This window comes from Streptomyces sp. NPDC059443 (assembly GCF_042750105.1).
In the GTDB taxonomy this organism is placed as follows: Bacteria; Actinomycetota; Actinomycetes; order Streptomycetales; family Streptomycetaceae; genus Streptomyces.
Window position 1 is genome coordinate 147406 of the sequence record NZ_JBHYVM010000006.1, and the last position, 17762, is coordinate 165167.

The window sequence follows — 17762 nt, forward strand, 5'->3', positions numbered from 1 at the left end:
GCCGTCAATGTCGCCGCGAACGCCCTCCCCCCCCCCCCCGCGGCGGCGGGGGGGGGGGGTTGGCGGGGGGCGGCGGGGCAGGCGCGAGGCCTACAGCGGCGGCCCCGGGTCCGGGTTCGGCGGCGTCTTCGTCGGCTTCGGCGTGGGGGTCGGCGTCGGAGTCGGCGTCGGGGTCGGCTTCGGCGTGGGGGTCGGAGTCGGAGTCGGCGTCGGGGTCGGCGTGGGCGTCGGCGGCGGCGTCGTGTTGCCGGACGCCGGCGGGGTGTTCGGGGTCTGGCTCGGCGTGTTCGCCGGGGAGCTGCTGCCGGTCGGCGTCTGGGCCTTGCCCATGTCGGCCTCCTCCAGGTCGAAGGAGCCGGTGTCCGCGCCCTTGAGCGCGGCCAGCGTGTACTGCTTCCAGATCGCGGCCGGGAAGCTGGAGCCGCCCGCGCGGCCGCCGCCGGCGGTACCGGTCAGGCTGACCTGCTTGTGGGTTCCGGGCTCCTCGCCGAACATCGCGACGACGGTGACGAGTTCCGGGGTGAACCCGGTGAACCAGGCCGCCCTGTTCTCCTCGGTGGTGCCGGTCTTGCCGGCGGCCTCGTAGGCCGAGCTCTTCACGGCCCGGCCGGAGCCGTCCTCGACCACGCCGGTGAGCACCTTGGTGACGGTGTCGGCGGTCTTGCGGCTGATGGCCTGGTCACCGACGGCGCGGACCGGCTTGTACTCGCGGTCCTTGTGCACGGCGGACTTGATGATGCTCGGCGTGATCCTCTTGCCGTGGCTGTCGAAGGTGGCGTAGACCCCGGCCATCTCCACGGTGTCGGCGCTCATGGTGCCGAGCGTCATGGCCGGCTTGTCGGCGGGCCAGCCGTCGCGGTCCTGCATGCCGAGGGCGAGGGCCGTCTTCTTCGCGTTCGGCGGCTTCACGTCCACGATCATCTGGGCGTAGACCGAGTTCACCGAGGAGTTGGTGGCGTCCTGCACCGTCATCATCGGGTTGCCGTAGTTGTGGTCGTCCTGGTTCTGCGGGCTGAACGGGGTGTCGCTACCGACCACGGGGCGCTTGCTGGTGCCGTCGTAGAGGGTGTTGGGCGTGATCGGCCTGCCGTCCTGAGTGGTCGCCTTGTTCTCCAGGGCGGAGGCGAGCACGATCGGCTTGAAGGTCGAGCCCGGCTGGTAGTCCTTGCGCAGGGCGTTGCTGGCGTACTGGTCGGACAGACCCGTGCCGCCGTACATCGCGACGATCGCGCCGGTCTTCGGGTCCACGGAGGTGGCGCCCGCCTGCACGGTCGCGTCGACGGGGCGGCCCTTGCGGTCGATCTTGGATTCCAGCTCGTCCTGGACGGCGCTCTCCAGGGCGGCCTGCTTCTTCGGGTCGATGTTGAGGGTGATGTCCCAGCCGCCGGCCTTGAGCTGGGCGTCGTTCATGCCGGTCTGCTTCTTGAGCTCCTCGTCGGCGGCCTGGACCAGGTAGCCCTTCTGACCCTCCATTCCAGGGGCGGCCTTGGGCTTGATCGGCTCCTGGAACTTCATTTCCTTGCGCTTGGCCGGGTCCAGCTTGCCCATCTCGACCATGTTGTCGAGGACGCCGTTGAAGCGGATCATGACGAGGCGCTTGCCGTTCGGGCCGGCCGTCGCCCAGTCGTACTGGCTGGGGGCCTGGAGGACCGCGGCGAGGTACGCGCCCTGCTCCAGGGTCAGCTTGTCGGTGTCGACTCCGTAGTAGGCCTGGGCCGCGGCCTGGATGCCGTACGCGTTGCGCCCGTAGAAGTTGGTGTTCAGGTAGCCCGCGAGGATCTCGGGCTTCTCCATCTTCTGGTCGACCTTGAGGGAGATGACCATCTCCTTCAGCTTGCGGGTCGCCGTCTGGTCCTGGGTCAGGTAGAAGTTCTTGACGTACTGCTGGGTGATGGTCGAGCCGCCGGCCTTGCCCTTGCCGGTGACCGTGTTGAACAGACCTCGGGCGATGCCCTTGAAGTCGACGCCGCGGTCCTCGTAGAAGGACTTGTTCTCGATCGCGATGAAGGCCGTCTGCACGTCCTCGGGGATCTTGCTGATCGGCACGATCTGACGGTTGAGCATGCCGTCGCTGGTGTCGCGGGTCATGACCGAGCCGTCGGCGAACTTGTAGACGTTCGTCTCTTTCAGCGCCTCGGCGTTCGGGTTGGGCGGGTCCACGTAGAAGTAGAGGCCGACCAGGGCCGCCATGCCGAGCAGGATCATCCCGAAGAAGGTTCCGAGGATCTTCCTCCAGGTGAAGAAGCGGCGTATGCCGGTCGGTTTGCCCGGCTTCCCGCCCTTGCCCTTGGCGCGCCCGCGCGGCGCTCGTCGCGCACCGCGCTGCTGCTGCACCTTTCGCGCTTCTGCTCGGCCCATCGCTCCCGCTCCGCTCGATTACCCCCCGACGTCAGCTCAGAAAGCTAACACCGCAGGTTGTGACAAAGGCTGGCCAACCGGAGTCAATACCGGTCAATTCGGACGTGAGAATCAGCACCCGCGCCGATGGAACCGACGCGCGCAAAGGCCGCGAGGTTGCGGCGGACCGTCCACGGACTGGCGGAGGAGCGCCGGAAGACTGTCGGCGGGCACTGAAAAGTGATATCACTTTGATAGGGCGCCCGATCGGCGGCCATCGAAGGAAACGGGGCAGACCATGTCGAACAACAAGGAAGTCGCCGAAACCGGCGTACGGGAGTTCCCCGCGCGGAGCGTGGGCGGCGGGCTCGCGCTGCTGCTCGGCCTGGTGGGGGTGCTCGCCGGGGTGGGTCTGGTCTTCCTCGGCGCGACCGCGGGCACCGACGGCGCCAAGGCGGGCCTGATCATCTGCGGCATCCTCCTGACCATCGCCGCCTTCATCGCCATGTGCGGGCTGAACACGGTCGCACCGGGCGAGGCCCGCGTGGTCCAGCTCTTCGGCCGCTACCGCGGCACCGTCCGCACCGACGGACTGCGCTGGGTCAACCCGCTGACCTCCCGTCGGCGTCTGTCCACCCGGGTGCGCAACCACGAGACCCCCGTCATGAAGGTCAACGACGCGTACGGCAACCCGATCGAGCTGGCGGCCGTCGTCGTGTGGCGGGTCGAGGACACCGCGCGCGCCGTCTTCGAGGTCGACGACTTCACCGAGTTCGTCCAGACCCAGACCGAGACGGCCGTCCGGCACATCGCGATCGAGTACCCCTACGACGCCCACGAGGACGGCGGCCTGTCCCTGCGCGGCAACGCCGAGGAGATCACCGAGAAGCTGACCGCCGAACTGGCCGCCCGGGTCGACGCGGCCGGCGTCCAGATCATCGAGTCCCGGTTCACCCACCTCGCGTACGCCCCGGAGATCGCCTCCGCGATGCTCCAGCGCCAGCAGGCGGGCGCCATCGTCGCGGCCCGCAAGCAGATCGTCGAAGGCGCGGTCGGTATGGTCGAACTCGCCCTGACCCGCCTCGCGGAGCAGGACATCGTGGACCTCGACGGGGAACGGAAGGCGGCGATGGTGTCCAACCTGATGGTGGTCCTGTGCGGGGACCGCGCGGCCCAGCCCGTCGTCAACACGGGCACCCTCTACCAGTGAGCCCCGACGGCGGCGGCGACACGGAGGGCACAGGGCCCGGACCCGAGCCCGGACCCGCGGCCGGGCCGAAGCAGGCCCGCCAGGCCCGCAAGCAGGTGCTGCTGCGGCTCGATCCGCAGGTGCACGACGCGCTCGCGCGGTGGGCCGGCGAGGAGCTGCGCAGCGCCAACGCGCAGATCGAGTTCCTGCTCCGCCGCGCCCTGTCCGAGGCCGGCCGGCTGCCCGGCGGAGCGGGTCCCATCCGCCCCCGCGGCCGCCCGCCGAAGCCCGCCGACTGACCGCAGGACCCCTGAGGCGAAATGCCCCAGGGGTCCTTTTTGTAACTGTGACAATCCCGCCTGACCTGCGGAAACGCCTTCCATCCCGCCAGCTATACACCGTGCGTATACAACGAGGGTATACACCGCATGTACAGTCGTAGACATGTCCATCGGTCACACATTGCTCGGTCTCCTGGAGGCCGGCCCCCGCCACGGTTACGACCTCAAGCGCGCCTTCGACGAGAGATTCGGGCACGACCGTCCGCTCGCCTACGGACAGGTCTACTCGACCATGTCCCGGCTCCTGAAGAACGGTCTCGTCGAGGTCGACGGAGTGGAGAGCGGCGGCGGTCCCGAGCGCAAGCGGTACGCCATCACCGACGCCGGGATCACCGACGTCGAGGGCTGGCTCGCGCAGCCCGAGAAGCCCGAGCCGTACCTCCAGACCACGCTCTACACCAAGGTCGTGCTCGCCCTCCTCACCGGCCGCAGCGCCCAGGAGCTGCTGGACACCCAGCGCGCCGAGCACCTGCGCCTGATGCGCATCCTGACCCAGCGCAAGCGCAAGGGGGACCTCGCGGACCAGCTGATCTGCGACCACGCCCTGTTCCACCTCGAAGCGGACCTGCGGTGGCTCGAACTCGCCGCCGCCCGCCTCGACCAGCTCACCCAGGAGGTACGCCGATGACCCCGGCCGGCACCCTGCTCAGCGCCACGGAGCTCCGTAAGGCGTACGGCACCACCAACGCCCTCGACGGCGCCGAGTTCTCCATCCACGCCGGCGAGGTCGTCGCCATCATGGGGCCCTCCGGCTCCGGCAAGTCGACCCTGCTGCACTGCCTCGCGGGCATCGTCACCCCCGACTCCGGCACCATCACCTACGCCGGCCGCGAGCTCTCCGCGATGAACGACGCCGAGCGCAGCGCCCTGCGCCGCGGCGAGTTCGGCTTCGTCTTCCAGTTCGGCCAGCTCGTCCCCGAGCTGACCTGCGTGGAGAACGTCGCCCTGCCGCTGCGCCTCACCGGCGTCAAGCGCAAGAAGGCCGAACGCACCGCCCTGGAGTGGATGGAGCGGCTCCAGGTGGACGACCTCGGCGGCAAGCGCCCCGGCGAGGTCTCCGGCGGCCAGGGCCAGCGCGTGGCCGTCGCCCGGTCCCTCGTCACCAGCCCCCGGCTGATCTTCGCCGACGAGCCCACCGGGGCCCTGGACTCCCTCAACGGCGAGCTGGTGATGCAGCTGCTCACCGAGGCCGCCCGGTCCACGAACGCCGCCGTCGTCCTCGTCACGCACGAGACCCGCGTGGCCGCGTACTCCGACCGCGAGATCGTCGTACGGGACGGAAAGTCCCGCGACATGGAGCGCGCCGTATGACTCGCCGTTCGAGCCGCGGCAAGCAGAGCACGCTCCAGGTCTGGGCCCGCGATCTCGCGCTCGGCGCCCGCTTCGCCTTCGGCGGCGGCCGCGAGGGCTGGACCCGCACGATCCTGACCGGCGTGGGCGTCGGCCTCGGCGTCGCCCTGCTGCTCGTCACCAGTGCGATCCCGGGTGCCATGGCCGCCCGCGACGGGCGCAGCGACGCGCGCCAGACCTTCTCCTCGCCCACGGTCGAGGAGGCCGGGCAGGACACCCTGCTGATCGCGGGCGCGGACCAGTCGTACCGCTCCTACGGGGTCGACGGACGGCTCGTGCAGGCCGAGGGGCCGGACGCCCCGCTGCCGCCCGGCCTGAAGAGGATCCCCGGACCCGGCGAGCTGGCCGTCTCCCCCGCCCTCGACGAGCTGATGAAGACCGACGAGGGCAAGCTGCTGCGCGACCGCCTCGACGGGAAGATCGTCGAGACCATCGCGGACGCGGGCCTGGTGGGCCCCGGCGACCTCTACTTCTACGCGGGTAGCGACCGGCTGGCCCCGGTCCAGAAGAGCACGCCCGACGCCGTCAAGCGGATCACCGGCTTCGGGAACGACATCAAGAAGGAGGCGCTCGACCCGGTCCTCGCCCTCCTCGTGGTCATGACCTTCGTCGCCCTGCTGATGCCGGTCGCCGTGTTCATCGCCGCCGCCGTCCGCTTCGGCGGCGACCGCCGCGACCGCCGGCTCGCCGCACTGCGCCTGGTGGGCGCCGACGGCCGGATGGTCCGCCGGATCGCCGCGGGCGAGGCACTGGCCGGATCGCTGATCGGCCTGGTCCTGGGCACCGGCTTCTTCCTGGCCGCCCGTCAGCTCGCCCCGGCCATGGACCTCTACGCGCGCAGCGTCTTCCCCTCGGACCTCAACCCGACGCCCTGGCTCGCCGCACTCGTGGCACTCGCCGTACCGGCCGCGGCCGTCGCCGTGACCCTGTTCGCGCTGCGCGGCGTGGTCATCGAACCGCTCGGCGTGGTCCGTACGGCGACCCCGCGCAGGCGCCGGATCTGGTGGCGGCTGCTGCTCCCGCTGGCCGGACTCGGCCTGCTCGCCCCGATGATGGGCCGAGGGAACGACAGCGGGCGGTTCAACCAGTGGCAGGTCTCCGGCGGGGTGATCCTGCTCCTGGTCGGCATCACCGCCCTGCTCCCCTGGGTACTGGAACGGGTGGTCGGCCGGATCGGCGGCGCGGGCCCGGTCTCCTGGCAGCTCGCCGTCCGCCGGCTCCAGCTCACCAGCGGCAGCGCCGCCCGGCTGGTCAACGGCATCGCGGTCGCGGTCGCCGGTGCCATCGCCCTGCAGATGCTCTTCGCCGGCACCGAGGCCTCGTACACCCGCGAGACCGGCCAGGACCCCACCCGGGCGTCACTCGCCCTCCTGATCCGCACCCCCGGCGGGGGCGAAGCCGTCAGCCAGGCCCTCGCCGGGACCACGGGCATCACCCAGGCCGTCGCGCTGACCTCGACCCAGGCCGCGCGCAGCCCCGAGATGTCGGAGGAGAGCAAGGGGATCTCCGTCACGATCGGGACCTGCGCCGCCCTCAAGGAAGTCGGGGACCTGCCCTCCTGCAAGGACGGCGACGCCTTCGTCCTCACCGGCGCCCCCGCCCCCGGAGGCAGGACCGGCGACACCGCCCGGCCGGGCGAGAAGCTGTTCGCCGGGAACATCTACGGCGGCGAGGCCCCGCCGCCGGTTGCCTGGACCCTGCCCGCCGACGCCCGGACCGTCCAGGCCCGCAAGGACCCGCGCGGCAGCATGGAGACCGGCCTACTGGTCACCCCCGCCGCTGCCCCGAAGGGCATGGGCGGATTCCAGTCCTCCCAGGTGTTCGTGAAGCTGGACCCGAACGTGCCCGACGCGATGGAGCTGGCCCGGACCGCGGCCTTCAAGGCCGACCCGCTGGCCGTCGCCGCGACCATGCAGGCCACCGAGACCAACAACCGGTACGCCAACATCCGGACCGGCCTGTTCGTGGGCTCCGCCCTCGTGCTGATGCTGATCGGCGCCAGCCTGCTGGTCTCCCAGCTGGAGCAGCTGCGCGAGCGCAAGAAGCTGCTGTCCGCCCTGGTCGCCTTCGGTACGAAGCGCTCCACGCTCAGCCTGTCCGTGCTGTGGCAGACCGCCCTCCCGATCGGCCTGGGCCTGGCCCTGGCCACGGTGGTCGGACTCGCCCTCGGCACGGTGCTGATGCGGATGGCGGCCGTCACGATCCGGATCGACTGGACCTCGGTCCTGACGATGATCGGCATCGGCTCCGGCGTGGCCGTCCTGGTCACCCTGCTGAGCCTGCCGCCGCTGCTGCGCCTGATGCGCCCGGACGGGCTGCGCACGGAGTAACCCCGCGCGCACGAAGCCCCGTACGCCGGAAGTCCCGTACGCCCGCTCTCAGTCCGTCAGCCAGACGGGGAGCGGGCGTACGGCTTCGCGCAGCGCGTCGGCGACGGCGCGGAACTCCTCCTCGCGGGCCGTGCCCGTCCGCATCGCCAGCGCGATCCGGCGCGAGGGCACGGGCTCGGCGAAGTACCCGGTGGCCAGCTTCTCGTTGCGGGCCGTCTCCAGCCGCAGCGCGGTGCGCGGCAACAAGGTGACGCCGAGCCCCCCGGCGACCAGTTGTACGAGGGTGGACAGCCCGGCGGCGGTGGTGGTGACATCGGCCCCGGCGGTGCGTCCCGCGTGGCGGCAGATGTCGAGGGCCTGGTCGCGCAGGCAGTGGCCCTCGTCCAGCAACAGCAGTTGCAGGCCGCGCAGTTCCTCGCGCGGGATGTCCTTGCGTCCGGCGAGCGGGTGGTCGCGCGGCGCGAGGAGCACGAAGTCCTCGTCGAAGAGCGGCAGTTCGGTGACTCCGGGGACCCCGAGCGGCACGGCGAGCAGCAGCAGGTCGAGCCGTCCGCCGGCCAGCCCCTCCAGCAGCGAGGCCGTCTGCTCCTCGTGCACCTGGAGGTCGAGGCGGGGGTAGCGCCGGTGGAAGAGCCCGAGCACGGTCGGCAGCAGGTACGGGGCCACGGTGGGGATCACCCCGAACCGCAGCACCCCGGTGAAGGGGGCCCGTACCGCCTCGGCCTCCTCCAGCAGCCCGCCCATGGCGTCGAGCACGGCCCGCGCCCGGACCGCGATCCGCTCCCCGGCGGGCGACAGCAGCACCTTGCGCGTGGTCCGCTCCAGTAGCCGGACCCCGAGCGCCTCCTCCAGTGCGGACACGGCGCCCGAGAGCGCGGGCTGGCTCATGCCGATGGCGGCGGCCGCGTCCCTGAAGTGCAGGTGTTCGGCCACGGCGGCGAAGGCCCGCAGCTGTGCGAGCGTCGCCTGCTTCGCTCCCCTGTTACCCACATTACCGACAGCCACTGATAGGCACCTCCGATCACCGACCTCTAGCTTAGCTATTTCCGCAATCAATGCAGGTGTGTCAGCATGTGAGATACGTCCAACCCCGCCGGAAAGCCCCCAAAAGGGTCACTTTCCCGTCCGCAAGGAGAGCACGTGCTCACTGTCGGTGACAAGTTCCCCACCTACGACCTGACCGCTTGTGTGTCGCTGGAAGCCGGCAACGAGTTCGCGCAGATCGACCACAAGTCCTACGAGGGCAAGTGGCGCGTGGTGTTCTTCTGGCCCGCCGACTTCACCTTCGTCTGCCCGACCGAGATCGCCGCCTTCGGCAAGCTGAACGAGGAGTTCGCCGACCGCGACGCGCAGATCCTCGGCGTCTCCGGCGACTCCGAGTACGTCCACCACGCCTGGCGCAAGGACCACGCCGACCTGCGTGACCTGCCCTTCCCGATGCTGGCCGACTCCAAGCACGAGCTCATGAAGGACTGCGGCATCCAGGGCGAGGACGGTTTCGCCAAGCGCGCCGTCTTCATCGTGGACCCGAACAACGAGATCCAGTTCTCCATGGTGACCGCCGGTTCCGTCGGCCGTAACCCCAAGGAGGTCCTGCGGGTCCTCGACGCCCTGCAGACCGACGAGCTGTGCCCCTGCAACTGGAACAAGGGCGAGAGCACCCTCGACGCCGGCGCGCTGCTGGCCGGTGAGTGACGGATGTCCCTCGACTCCCTCAAGTCCGCCATACCGGACTTCGCCAAGGACCTGAAGCTGAACCTGGGTTCGGTCATCGGCAACAGCGACCTCCCGCAGCAGCAGCTGTGGGGCACGGTGCTCGCCTGCGCGATCGCCGCCCGCTCCCCGCGCGTCCTGCGTGAGCTGGAGCCGGACGCGAAGGCGGCCCTGTCTCCGGAGGCGTACACCGCCGCCAAGTCCGCCGCCGCGATCATGGCGATGAACAACGTCTTCTACCGCACCCGCCACCTGCTGTCGGACCCGGAGTACGGCACCCTGCGCGCCGGTCTGCGGATGAACGTCATCGGCAACCCGGGCGTGGAGAAGGTCGACTTCGAGCTGTGGTCGCTCGCGGTCTCCGCGGTCAACGGCTGCGGCCAGTGCCTGGACTCGCACGAGCAGGTCCTGCGCAAGGCCGGCGTGGACCGCGAGACGGTCCAGGAGGCCTTCAAGATCGCCTCGGTGATCCAGGCCGTCGCCGTCACCCTCGACGCGGAGGCCGCCCTCGCGGGCGAGTGACACCGCGTACGCGTACCAGCGCCCCCGCAGCCGTCCAGGCCGCGGGGGCGTTTTCGCACGTTCGGGTGGCATATTCCGCTTACGGGACACCGTCGTGGTACCGCCCTACGATGATGACCTCGACATCCACCACCAGGAGGCGCCATGTCTGCCGCAGCAGTCGAGCACCCCCATGACGGCGACTACGCGCTGCTCATGTCCGCCAACCGGATCATGGAGCAGCTGCCGGGCCACCGAGTCGAGATCCTCGAAGGGAACATCATCTTGACCCCACCGGCAGATGGTCCCCACGCCAGCGCGCTGACCGCCCTCATGATCCCTTTCCTCGCGGCCGGTCTGCACGGCGAGGGATCCGAGGTGCTCCAGGCCATCGGCCTGTGGCTGCCGACCGGTCCGGTGGACTACGCCGTGCCCGATCTCGCCGTGGTCGACGCCGATTACCCGGACCACGAGACCGAGAACAATTGCTACGAGCCGGCCTGCTTCCGCCTCGTCCTCGAAGTCACGAGCAGCAACCACAGCAACGACCTCAAGGTCAAGGTCCGCGCGTACGCCCAGGCCGGGATCCCGGTCTACGTCATCGTCGACCGCAGGAACGTGCGCGTCCACCTCCTCACCAACCCTGTCGGTGAGGGCTACGACAACCACCGGCTCTACGCTCCCGGCCAGCAGCTCACCCTGCCCGACTCCATCGGCGCCAAGGTCACACTCGACGCCGCCGACCTGCTGAAGGCCGGCGGCTGCCCGGTCGCCGCGCCCGGCGTCACGGACTGACGCCACCGCCGCCGGGCTCAGGCTCCGCCGGCGTCGTTGCGGGTCTGGCCCGACTCGTGGAGCGCCTGGCCCAGGGCCGTCGCCCCGTGCGGTGCGGGGCCCACCGGGGAGAGCCCGTGGTGGAGCTGGTCGCGGGAGTAGGCCCGGAGGTAGCCGACCACGGTGTTGGTGACGGCGACCAGCGGAACGGCGACCACCGCTCCGCCGATGCCCGCGATCATGCCGCCGGCCGCCACCGACAGCACCACCGCCAGCGGGTGCACCCGTACCGCCCGGCCCAGGATGAAGGGCTGGAGCACGTGGCCCTCGATCTGCTGCACGGCCAGGACCACCAGCAGCACCATCAGTCCGGTGAACGGCCCCTGGGTCACCAGGGCCACGACCACCGCGAGGGCTCCGGAGACCACCGCGCCGACCAGCGGGATGAACGCGAACAGGAAGATGAAGACGGCGAGCGGGACGGCCATCGTCACGTCGAGGAAGTACAGCCCGAGGCCGATGAAGATGGCGTCGATGAGCGCGACGAGCACCGTGCCGCGCACGTACGCGGTCAGGGTCCGCCAGGCGCGCGGTCCGGCGCCGGCCACGCCGGGGCGGGCGCTCGACGGGAGCAGACCCAGCGTCCAGTTCCAGATGCGCTTGCCGTCGTAGAGCAGGAAGAGCGTGGAGAACATCGCGAGCAGCATGCCCGTCAGCACCTCGACGAGGACGGTCACGCCCTGAAGTCCGGCGGAGGTGATCTGCTCGGTGTTGGTGCCGATGGTCTCGCTGAGGTTCTTCGCGATGTCGTTGATCTGCTTCTCGGTCACGTGGAACGGACTGTCCAGTGCCCAGAGTTTGAGCTCGTTGATGCCGTCGCGGACCCGGTCGGAGAGCTGGTCGAGGTTGTCCATGACCTGCCAGACCACGAACCAGCCGACCAGCCCGATGACCACGAAGCCGAGGATCGCGGTGACGGCGGTGGCCAGGCCCCGCGGCATGCCGAGGCGGCGCAGCCGCACCACGAAGGGCTGGAGCAGGGCGGTGACCAGGAGGGCGGCGGCGAAGGCGAGGACGACCAGGCGGACTTCGCTGATCACCTTCATCAGGACCCACAGCATCCCGGCGAGGAGCAGCAGCCGCCAGCTCGCCTCGGCGGCCACGCGCATGCCCCACGGGATGACGGTCACCGGGTCGGGCCGGCCGGGGGGCTGGTAGCCGCCCGCCGGCGCGGAGGCGGGCTCGGCCGGGCCCGGGGCCGGCGGGACCGCGGGCGGCGGCGGGTACGCCGGGGCCGGGGGGTGCGGGGGGTGCGCGGGGTGCGGCGGATGCGCGGGGCGCGCGGGCAGGTCCCCGGAGGTCTCGGCCTCGACCTCGGCACGCCGCTCGTCGAGCCTCGCCTCCATGCGGCTCAGCTTGTTCCCGAGCCGGCCGAGCCAGCCCGCCGTCTTCGCCATGTCGTTCCCTTCCCCCCGCCCCGACCCGATCTGCCCGGACACACCTCGCAAGACCGTACACGCGAGGAGCCCCGCACCGTAGGACGGTGCGGGGCTCCTCGGGGTTGAGGCGCGCGGGCGCTCTCTTGCCCGGGGCTAGTACCAGCCGTTGGCCTGGTGGTAGCTCCAGGCTCCGCACGGGCTGCCGTAGCGGCTGTTCATGTAGTTCAGGCCCCACTGGATCTGCGTGGCCGGGTTGGTGCGCCAGTCGTCGGCGACCGAGGACATCTTCGAGCCGGGCAGCGCCTGGACGAGACCGTACGCGCCCGAGGACGAGTTCACGGCCTTGTAGTTCCAGGTCGATTCCTCGTTGATGATGTTGGAGAAGCACTGGAACTGCCCTGCCGGGACGATCTGCTGGGCGATGGCCTTGACCTGGGCGACCGTGTACGAGCCCTGGACCGCGAAGTCGGAGGCGTCGCGGGTCGCGGAACGGCTCGCGGCCTGCTCCTTCGCCTCGCGCTCCTTCTTCGCCTTGTCGTCGGCGGCCTTCTGCGCGTCGGCCTTCTTGGCCTTGGCGTCCTGGGCCGCCTGGATGCGGGCCGCTTCCTCCGCCGAACGCTTGGCGTTGGAGTCGGCGGCGTGGGCGATGGCGTCGGCCTGCTGCGTCAGGGACGCGTTCTGGACCTGTGCCTGATCGCCGACCGGGATGTCAGTGAGGAGAGTCGTCCCCGACGCGGTCGTCTCAAGGTTGTTCGAAACGGGGTCGCCAGTGGCAACGCCCACGACTGCGCCGACGGTGGTGACCGCCGTGGCCGAAGCCACTGCGAATCCCCGAACCGAGATCCGGCTCACACGGTGTCCTTCCAGCAGCGTCCGCAGTGACCGCGCGGGCGCAATAGTGCCCCTCGACACTGGCCTCCATGGTGGTGCGGTCACTGGAGACGCGGGCCCGTGGGCAACTCCCTTGCGGGAGTGCCGCGTGATGCTCCGGGCGGCATACGGCGAACGACTGTGGAGTTAGTGGTGCTGCGCGTACCTCACGGGAGATACAGGTGTGCCGTATGCGGGGCCTGACGGAAAACAGACTCTGCCGGACCTCGACGCCGCAGGGCAATTCTCCGTTGCGTGGGAAAGGTCACACCTGGCATGTCGCCGTTGTTTTCCTCAAACCCCTGTGCACGAAGGCGCCGCCCGGCTAGGCTCCTGGGCCTTTGCCGGGCGGCGCCAACTCGCCTTCCCGCTATGGGGTTTTTACCCCTTTCCCGCCTACAGGGTCTCCAGCATCTCGGTGACGAGCGCGGCGATCGGGGAGCGCTCGGAACGCGTCAGCGTGATGTGCGCGAAGAGCGGATGCCCCTTCAGTTTCTCGACCACGGCGACGACTCCGTCGTACCGACCGACCCGCAGGTTGTCCCGCTGGGCCACGTCGTGGGTGAGGACGACCCGCGAATTGGCCCCGATCCGGGACAGAACGGTCAGCAGGACGTTGCGCTCCAGCGACTGGGCCTCGTCCACGATCACGAAGGCGTCGTGCAGCGAGCGGCCCCGGATGTGCGTCAGCGGCAGGACTTCGAGCATCCCGCGGCCCAGCACCTCCTCGATGACCGCGCGCCCGGCGACCGCCGAGAGGGTGTCGAAGACCGCCTGCGCCCAGGGGCTCATCTTCTCGGACGCGTCCCCCGGCAGGTAGCCGAGGTCCTGGCCGCCCACCGCGTACAGCGGCCGGAAGACCATCACCTTCTGGTGCTGCCTGCGCTCCAGCACGGCCTCCAGACCCGCGCACAGCGCCAGCGCCGACTTTCCGGTGCCGGCCCGGCCGCCCATCGAGATGATCCCGATCTCGGGGTCGAGGAGGAGATCGAGCGCGATGCGCTGCTCGGCGCTGCGGCCGTGCAGTCCGAAGGCCTCGCGGTCGCCCCGTACGAGCTTCACGTTGCCGTCGGCCGTGACCCGGCCGAGCGCCTTGCCGCGCTCGGACTGGAGGACCAGTCCGGTGTGCACGGGCAGTTCGGCGGCCTCCGGTACGTAGAGCCGTTCCTCGCTGTAGAGGAGGTCCACTTGTTCGCCGGAGAGCGCGAGCTCGCTCATGCCGGTCCAGCCGGCGTCGGTGATCGCGAGCTCGGCGCGGTACTCCTCGGCCATCAGCCCCACGGAGGAGGCCTTGATGCGCAGTGGGAGATCCTTCGAGACGACCGTGACGTCGTATCCCTCGGCCTGGAGATTGCGGGCGACCGCGAGGATGCGCGAGTCGTTGTCCCCCAATCGGAAGCCGGCCGGCAGGACGCTCTGGTCTGAGTGGTTGAGCTCGACACGCAGGGTGCCGCCCAGATCGCCCAGCGGGATGGGTGCGTCGAGGCGTCCGTGGAGAACCCGGAACTCGTCGAGCAGGCGCAGGGCCTGGCGGGCGAAGTAGCCGAGTTCGGGATGGTGCCTCTTTGCCTCCAGCTCGGTGATCACCACGATCGGGAGCACGACCTCGTGCTCTTCGAACCGCGTGATCGCGTTGGGGTCTGCCAGCAGAACGCTGGTGTCGAGGACGTAGGTCCGCCTGTCGGGCAGGCGGCTCTTAGTGCTGGTCACCACGGAAGGACGTACCCCCTCGGAAGAGGTCGGGCCATGAAGACCGGACCGGTCATCGGCACCCCTGCGCGGGCCGACTTCCGGCCCTCCACTCCGTCCGTGCGAACCGCACGTGCGTCCTGGTGCAAAGGGCCTCCCGGGCGGACGACCCCATGCCGTCCGCTGAGACTCGACACCCGTGGATCGGGCGTCGACCTGCAAGGGATATTCCCCGAATGGGTCCAGCCATGCCATGGCATATGACGGACGCTCGGTGAATCCCTGGTGAAGGCCTCGCGAGGAGGGTTCCCGGGGACGCGCGGCGGCGCGCGGGGGTACGGGGACGGCGCGCCGCGGAAGGGTCCGGGCGCGCCGTGAGGTGCCGAGGGGGTATCAGGTACCCACAGGTCAGGGCCGTACGAGGGTTCCTGCCGGGTGGGGCGGGTGTCAGGTGCCGTAGCGCCGGTGGCGGGCGGCGTAGTCGCGCAGCGCGCGCAGGAAGTCGACCTTGCGGAAGGCCGGCCAGAAGACCTCGCAGAAGTAGTACTCGGAGTGCGCGCTCTGCCACAGCATGAATCCGGACAGCCGCTGCTCGCCGCTGGTGCGGATCACGAGGTCCGGGTCGGGCTGGCCGCGCGTGTAGAGGTGCTCCGCGATGTGGTCGATGTCGAGGATCTCGGCGAGCTCCTCGAAGGAGGTGCCCTTCGACGCGTGCTCCAGCAGGAGGGAGCGGACCGCGTCGGCGATCTCCTGGCGGCCGCCGTAGCCGACGGCGACGTTGACCAGTATTCCGTCGACGTCGTGGGTGGCCCCTTCGGCTTCCTTCAGGACGTTCTGGGTGCCGGCGGGCAGGATGTCGAGGTTGCCCACGTGGTGGACGCGCCAGCGGCCGTCGGCGGCGAGGCCCCGCACGGTGTTCTCGATGATGTTGAGCAGCGGGCGGAGCTCGACCTCGGGCCGGTCCAGGTTGTCCGTGGAGAGCATCCACAGGGTGACGACCTCGACGTCCGTCTCGGTGCACCAGCCCAGCATCTCGGAGATCTTGTCGGCCCCGGCCTGATGGCCCTGTTCCGTCGTGCCTCCGGACGCCTTCGCCCAGCGGCGGTTCCCGTCCAGGATCACGCCGATGTGCTTGGGCGTCTCGTCATGGTCGATGCGGCCTTCCACCCGGCGTGCGTAGAGCCTGTACACAGGACGGCGTACCAGGTCGCGCAGCTTCACGATCTTCCAGCCCCTCCGAGCAATGCCCCCGATGCGGAATGCGGTCCCCCCAAGTCCGCCACATTACTGCGCACCGGGATCCGGTACCCAACTCGGTCCTGTCACAAGTCCGTGATAGGGAGGACAACGTGACTGAAAACAATCCCTATCGGGCAGAGCCCTCGCGCTACGACTCCATGGAGTACCGGCGCACCGGCCGCAGCGGCCTCAAGCTCCCCGCGATCTCCCTCGGCCTCTGGCACAACTTCGGTGACGACAAGTCCCTGGAGTCCCAGCGGGCGATCCTGCGCCGGGCCTTCGACCTCGGTGTCACCCACTTCGACCTGGCGAACAACTACGGTCCGCCCCCCGGCTCGGCCGAGCTCAACTTCGGCAAGATCTTCGCGCAGGACTTCGCGTCCCACCGCGAGGAGCTGGTGCTCTCCACCAAGGCCGGCTACCTGATGCACGAGGGCCCGTACGGGGAGTGGGGCAGCCGGAAGTACCTGCTCGGCTCGCTGGACGCCTCGCTGAAGCGGATGGGCGTCGACTACGTCGACATCTTCTACTCCCACCGCTTCGACCCGGAGACCCCGCTGGAGGAGACCATGGGCGCCCTCGCGTCCGCGGTCCAGCAGGGCAAGGCGCTGTACGTGGGCGTGTCCTCGTACACGGCGGAGCAGACGGCCGAGGCGGCCCGGATCCTGCGCGAGATGGGCGTCCGCCCCCTCATCCACCAGCCCTCCTACTCCATGATCAACCGCTGGACGGAGGAGGACGCCCTGCTGGACACGCTGGAGGAGGCCGGCATGGGCTGCATCTCCTTCGTGCCGCTCGCGCAGGGGCTGCTGACCGGCAAGTACCTCAAGGGCATCCCGGAGGGCTCGCGGGCCACCCAGGGCAAGTCCCTCAACCCGGACCTGCTGTCGGACGAGGTGCTCCGCCGGCTGAACGGGCTGAACGACATCGCGGTGCGGCGCGGGCAGTCGCTGGCGCAGCTGGCCCTGAACTGGGTGCTGCGGGACGAGCGGATGACGTCGGCTCTGATCGGCGCGTCGAGCGTGAAGCAGCTGGAGGAAAACGTGGCCGCGCTGTCCGGAGCCGCGCTCACGGAGCAGGAGTTGAAGGAGATCGACTCCTTCGCGGTCTCCACCCCCGGCACCAACATCTGGGCCCAGCGGGGCTGACCTGCCGCTTTGCCCCCGGTCCGGTGAGGACGAAAAACGGGCCGGTCCGTGGGGGGGATACGGACCGGCCCGAGGGGGGGGTTCCACCATAACCCTTCGTAAAGCCTGCTGCGTGCATTGCCGCGAGATGATTACGCTCCGGAGCCGTCCGGCAGCGCTCAGGTGGGCCGGAAACTCCCCCGGAAGCCCTGTGCGGCCTGGTCGCGGCCCGGTCCGGGGCCGTACGGGACCTCGCGCCGGACCCGGGCGCGGCGCGGCGGCCGTAGCCCCCAGGAGGGACCCTCACCGGTGCGCCGCATTGACGCCCGCCCTCCCCCTACCCTGACGGCCATGGGGATGAGGGGACAGTGGCGGGACGGCGGGGGCACGCTGATCGTCGGGCCGGCGGCGGAGGTACCCGTAGAGGTGCCCCTGGAGGTCGCGGCCTCGTACGCGGCCCGGACGCGCGGGCTGCTCGGGCGGGACGGGATCGACGGGGCCGTGCTGCTCACCCCGGCCGCGAGCGTCCACACGTTCCGGATGCGCTTCGCCATCGACGTGGCCCACCTGGACCGCGACCTGAAGGTCATCGCACTGACCACCATGCCCCCCGGCAGGCTCGGCCTGCCCCGGCTGCGCTCCCGGCACGTCCTGGAGGCCGAGGCGGGCGCCATGGCCGGCTGGGGGCTGCGCGTGGGGTCCCGGCTGCGGGTGCGTCTCAACTCGCGCTAGGCCGTCTCTTTCGGATGTTGCCGGTCAGGTCCGCGTCGTCCGGTGCCGTGCCTCGGCGGGGGGGGGGGGGGGGGGGCCGGGGGGGGCGCGGGGGGGGGGGCCGGGGGGCGGCGCGGGGGGGCGGGGTGGGG

General features: G+C 70.4%; 16 protein-coding genes. 10 read left to right on the forward strand and 6 right to left on the reverse strand.

Annotation, left to right across the window (positions count from 1 at the left end; all coding sequences use genetic code 11):
* Positions 1-90: 90 nt before the first annotated feature.
* Positions 91-2358 carry a transglycosylase domain-containing protein gene (locus ACFXDJ_RS08125; RefSeq protein WP_384659497.1) on the reverse strand — a complete coding sequence of 756 codons (2268 nt, stop codon included), beginning with the start codon at positions 2356-2358 and terminating at the stop codon, positions 91-93.
* Positions 2359-2635: 277 nt separating this feature from the next.
* Here ACFXDJ_RS08125 and ACFXDJ_RS08130 point away from each other — a divergent pair, with 277 nt between their 5' ends.
* The 5 genes from ACFXDJ_RS08130 (at position 2636) to ACFXDJ_RS08150 (ending at position 7547) form a co-directional block, all read left to right on the forward strand.
* Positions 2636-3547, forward strand: a complete 912-nt coding sequence (locus ACFXDJ_RS08130) for an SPFH domain-containing protein (protein WP_384659495.1) — start codon at positions 2636-2638, stop codon at positions 3545-3547.
* Entirely contained in the window at positions 3544-3825 is a 282-nt protein-coding gene (locus ACFXDJ_RS08135; protein WP_384659493.1) for a hypothetical protein, read from the forward strand. Before ACFXDJ_RS08130 ends, ACFXDJ_RS08135 begins: the two co-directional genes overlap by 4 nt.
* Positions 3826-3970: 145 nt before the next feature.
* Positions 3971-4495 carry a PadR family transcriptional regulator gene (locus ACFXDJ_RS08140; RefSeq protein ID WP_384659490.1) on the forward strand — a complete coding sequence of 175 codons (525 nt, stop codon included), beginning with the start codon at positions 3971-3973 and terminating at the stop codon, positions 4493-4495.
* Positions 4492-5178, forward strand: a complete 687-nt coding sequence (locus ACFXDJ_RS08145) for an ABC transporter ATP-binding protein (protein WP_384659488.1) — start codon at positions 4492-4494, stop codon at positions 5176-5178. Before ACFXDJ_RS08140 ends, ACFXDJ_RS08145 begins: the two co-directional genes overlap by 4 nt.
* On the forward strand, positions 5175-7547 hold the full coding sequence (locus ACFXDJ_RS08150; RefSeq protein WP_384659487.1) for an ABC transporter permease: 2373 nt from the start codon (positions 5175-5177) through the stop codon (positions 7545-7547). The genes ACFXDJ_RS08145 and ACFXDJ_RS08150 overlap by 4 nt, the downstream gene beginning before the upstream one ends.
* A gap of 48 nt (positions 7548-7595) precedes the next feature.
* On the opposite strand, the gene ACFXDJ_RS08155 is transcribed toward ACFXDJ_RS08150, so the two are convergent.
* Positions 7596-8537 (reverse strand): hydrogen peroxide-inducible genes activator, encoded by a 942-nt coding sequence (locus tag ACFXDJ_RS08155; RefSeq protein ID WP_384659484.1) that lies wholly within the window; start codon positions 8535-8537, stop codon positions 7596-7598.
* 150 nt (positions 8538-8687) lie between these two features.
* On the opposite strand from ACFXDJ_RS08155, the gene ACFXDJ_RS08160 reads away from it, so the two are divergent.
* The 3 genes from ACFXDJ_RS08160 (at position 8688) to ACFXDJ_RS08170 (ending at position 10556) form a co-directional block, all read left to right on the forward strand.
* On the forward strand, positions 8688-9242 hold the full coding sequence (locus tag ACFXDJ_RS08160) for a peroxiredoxin (protein WP_384659481.1): 555 nt from the start codon (positions 8688-8690) through the stop codon (positions 9240-9242).
* Between the two features lie 3 nt (positions 9243-9245).
* On the forward strand, positions 9246-9782 hold the full coding sequence (locus tag ACFXDJ_RS08165; protein WP_384659479.1) for an alkyl hydroperoxide reductase: 537 nt from the start codon (positions 9246-9248) through the stop codon (positions 9780-9782).
* 144 nt (positions 9783-9926) lie between these two features.
* A complete protein-coding gene (locus tag ACFXDJ_RS08170) occupies positions 9927-10556 on the forward strand; it encodes a Uma2 family endonuclease (RefSeq protein WP_384659476.1) in 630 nt (209 codons plus the stop codon).
* 17 nt (positions 10557-10573) lie between these two features.
* Here ACFXDJ_RS08170 and ACFXDJ_RS08175 read toward each other — a convergent pair whose 3' ends face one another.
* The 4 genes from ACFXDJ_RS08175 to ACFXDJ_RS08190 form a co-directional block, all read right to left on the reverse strand.
* Positions 10574-11992 (reverse strand): AI-2E family transporter, encoded by a 1419-nt coding sequence (locus tag ACFXDJ_RS08175; RefSeq protein WP_384659473.1) that lies wholly within the window; start codon positions 11990-11992, stop codon positions 10574-10576.
* A gap of 135 nt (positions 11993-12127) precedes the next feature.
* On the reverse strand, positions 12128-12826 hold the full coding sequence (locus ACFXDJ_RS08180; protein ID WP_384659470.1) for a transglycosylase SLT domain-containing protein: 699 nt from the start codon (positions 12824-12826) through the stop codon (positions 12128-12130).
* Between the two features lie 414 nt (positions 12827-13240).
* Positions 13241-14557, reverse strand: coding sequence for a PhoH family protein (locus tag ACFXDJ_RS08185; RefSeq protein ID WP_384663654.1), 1317 nt, complete (start codon positions 14555-14557; stop codon positions 13241-13243).
* A gap of 423 nt (positions 14558-14980) precedes the next feature.
* A complete protein-coding gene (locus ACFXDJ_RS08190) occupies positions 14981-15754 on the reverse strand; it encodes an isoprenyl transferase (protein ID WP_384663656.1) in 774 nt (257 codons plus the stop codon).
* A 128-nt stretch (positions 15755-15882) separates the two neighbouring features.
* Between ACFXDJ_RS08190 and mgrA the strand changes: the two genes are divergently transcribed.
* Together mgrA and ACFXDJ_RS08200 are read left to right on the forward strand one after the other, a co-directional pair.
* Complete coding sequence (mgrA, locus tag ACFXDJ_RS08195) at positions 15883-16920, forward strand: L-glyceraldehyde 3-phosphate reductase (RefSeq protein WP_384663658.1); 1038 nt, start codon at positions 15883-15885, stop codon at positions 16918-16920.
* Positions 16921-17256: 336 nt separating this feature from the next.
* Positions 17257-17631, forward strand: a complete 375-nt coding sequence (locus ACFXDJ_RS08200; RefSeq protein WP_384663660.1) for a DUF192 domain-containing protein — start codon at positions 17257-17259, stop codon at positions 17629-17631.
* Positions 17632-17762: the final 131 nt, after the last annotated feature.

Coding starts and splice junctions, on each gene's coding strand:
- ACFXDJ_RS08125 (WP_384659497.1), bottom strand. CDS start 2,358: ATGGGCCGAGCAGAAGCGCGAAAGGTGCAGCAGCAGCGCGGTGCGCGA.
- ACFXDJ_RS08130 (WP_384659495.1), top strand. CDS start 2,636: ATGTCGAACAACAAGGAAGTCGCCGAAACCGGCGTACGGGAGTTCCCC.
- ACFXDJ_RS08140 (WP_384659490.1), top strand. CDS start 3,971: ATGTCCATCGGTCACACATTGCTCGGTCTCCTGGAGGCCGGCCCCCGC.
- ACFXDJ_RS08145 (WP_384659488.1), top strand. CDS start 4,492: ATGACCCCGGCCGGCACCCTGCTCAGCGCCACGGAGCTCCGTAAGGCG.
- ACFXDJ_RS08150 (WP_384659487.1), top strand. CDS start 5,175: ATGACTCGCCGTTCGAGCCGCGGCAAGCAGAGCACGCTCCAGGTCTGG.
- ACFXDJ_RS08165 (WP_384659479.1), top strand. CDS start 9,246: ATGTCCCTCGACTCCCTCAAGTCCGCCATACCGGACTTCGCCAAGGAC.
- ACFXDJ_RS08170 (WP_384659476.1), top strand. CDS start 9,927: ATGTCTGCCGCAGCAGTCGAGCACCCCCATGACGGCGACTACGCGCTG.
- ACFXDJ_RS08175 (WP_384659473.1), bottom strand. CDS start 11,992: ATGGCGAAGACGGCGGGCTGGCTCGGCCGGCTCGGGAACAAGCTGAGC.
- ACFXDJ_RS08200 (WP_384663660.1), top strand. CDS start 17,257: ATGAGGGGACAGTGGCGGGACGGCGGGGGCACGCTGATCGTCGGGCCG.